Annotated in this window: 4 protein-coding genes; 1 reads left to right on the top strand and 3 read right to left on the bottom strand. The window is 49.6% G+C overall.

Features of this window, described 5'->3' with window-relative positions:
* Positions 1-222 (bottom strand): hypothetical protein (locus AWU74_RS05535; RefSeq protein ID WP_162504881.1); only part of this gene is annotated, 222 nt, incomplete at its 3' end.
* A 413-nt stretch (positions 223-635) separates the two neighbouring features.
* On the opposite strand from AWU74_RS05535, the gene AWU74_RS10485 reads away from it, so the two are divergent.
* Positions 636-815 carry a hypothetical protein gene (locus AWU74_RS10485; RefSeq protein ID WP_162504880.1) on the top strand — a complete coding sequence of 60 codons (180 nt, stop codon included), beginning with the start codon at positions 636-638 and terminating at the stop codon, positions 813-815.
* A gap of 18 nt (positions 816-833) precedes the next feature.
* Here the strand turns inward: AWU74_RS10485 and AWU74_RS05525 are convergent, their stop codons facing one another.
* Entirely contained in the window at positions 834-1,037 is a 204-nt protein-coding gene (locus AWU74_RS05525) for a hypothetical protein (RefSeq protein WP_062328435.1), read from the bottom strand.
* Positions 1,038-1,039: 2 nt separating this feature from the next.
* Positions 1,040-1,422 (bottom strand): type II toxin-antitoxin system RelE/ParE family toxin (locus AWU74_RS05520; RefSeq protein WP_238580185.1); only part of this gene is annotated, 383 nt, incomplete at its 5' end.

The raw sequence follows: 1,422 nt of genomic DNA, 5'->3' as shown, positions 1-1,422 counted from the left end.
GTTGAACGCGTCCCGGCAGGTCTGGGTCGCCGTGGGGCTGCGCTCCTGCTGCGCGGCTTGCAGGGCGGCCGCCGCGGCCGCGACGGCGGCGTTGAACGCCGCCAGTTCCAGGGGAACGACGCCCCATGCGCTGCCTTTGTCCAGCAGAACGGCGGACCAGTCTTCCGCCATTGCCAGAATGCCGTCCCGTTTTAAGGGGAGCCAGTTATGATTCTGCGCCATTCGCTTATTCCTTTTATGTATGAGAGATACCTATAATATACACAATGCGCGCGGAAACGGCTATAGGGCGCGCCCTTAAAACTGCGGAGCGCCGCGCGGCGGCGGCGTTCCAAAAGACAGTAGTTTTGTCCCGGAAGACATGATTTCTGTCGTAAAATACATGTATTATGCCGCGAAAAACATGAGTTTTGTGTCAAAAAACATGAGTTTTATTATAGAAAACAAGAGTTTTGGCGTAAAACTCTTGTTTTTTGCCTCATAATACATGAATTCTGTCTCGGAAAACATGAGTTTTGTGTCATAATTTGCAGCCTGCGGGACGGGATTTTTAGCGCCCCGGGCGCATATCCGCCCTGTTTGGGCGCATATTTGCCTTATTGAGGCGCGTATCCGCTTGAGCCGGGCGCGTATCTGTGTGGGCACACCGCCGACGCCGCCTTTCGCAGAAAAGCCGCCTGACAGCACGGCGGAGCGCGCGGGACAGCGCCGCAAGCGGCGGGGAGGAGCGCGAGCTTCCCCGCCTTTTTTATGCCCGGACGCGGGTTTGCCGAAGGGCGGAACAACAAGGCGGAGAGGCGTACATAGCGGCGTAAATGAGGTGCGGGACGGTCTTACGCTTCAATTAAGCTATCCTCGTCGACTGAAAAACGCGCCGTGTTATCATTGTGTTTTTCCCAGCACTCAGCATGATCGCCGTCAAGGTCTTTTGTTTCTTTTACTGATATAGACGCTAATGCCTCCCGGTACATTTTTTCGCTTTCGGCTTTTGCAGAAGAGCTCATTGCATTTCGTAAAATTGAAAAGCTTTTTGCCATATCTATTCCTCCTCTTTTATTTTTTCCAAATGACGGTCATAAATTTTATCCGCGACAGGAATAAATTCTTCATAAAACCTGTCATTTCCTGTTTTATCACCGCCAATTAGCAACACGGCTATTCGCCTTGGATCAAAAGCATAAAAAGTTCTCAATGCGTGTCCTTTTCTTTGTATACGCAATTCACGCATTTTTCCGTGTCTTGAATTTTCAACGGAACTGCTATATGGGGAAGGTAAATTTGTTCCAAAATCTTGAAGTAATTTTACTCTTGAATCAACAGACGCCTGTTCCTTGTCAGTAAGCGTTCCCCACCGTGTCTCAAATTCATCAGTGTATTCAACTTCCCACATAGAAATAGGTATATTCTGTTGCAGGAGTATTG

This window comes from Treponema endosymbiont of Eucomonympha sp. (genome assembly GCF_001028545.1).
This window is presented reverse-complemented; position numbering and strand designations above follow the sequence as displayed.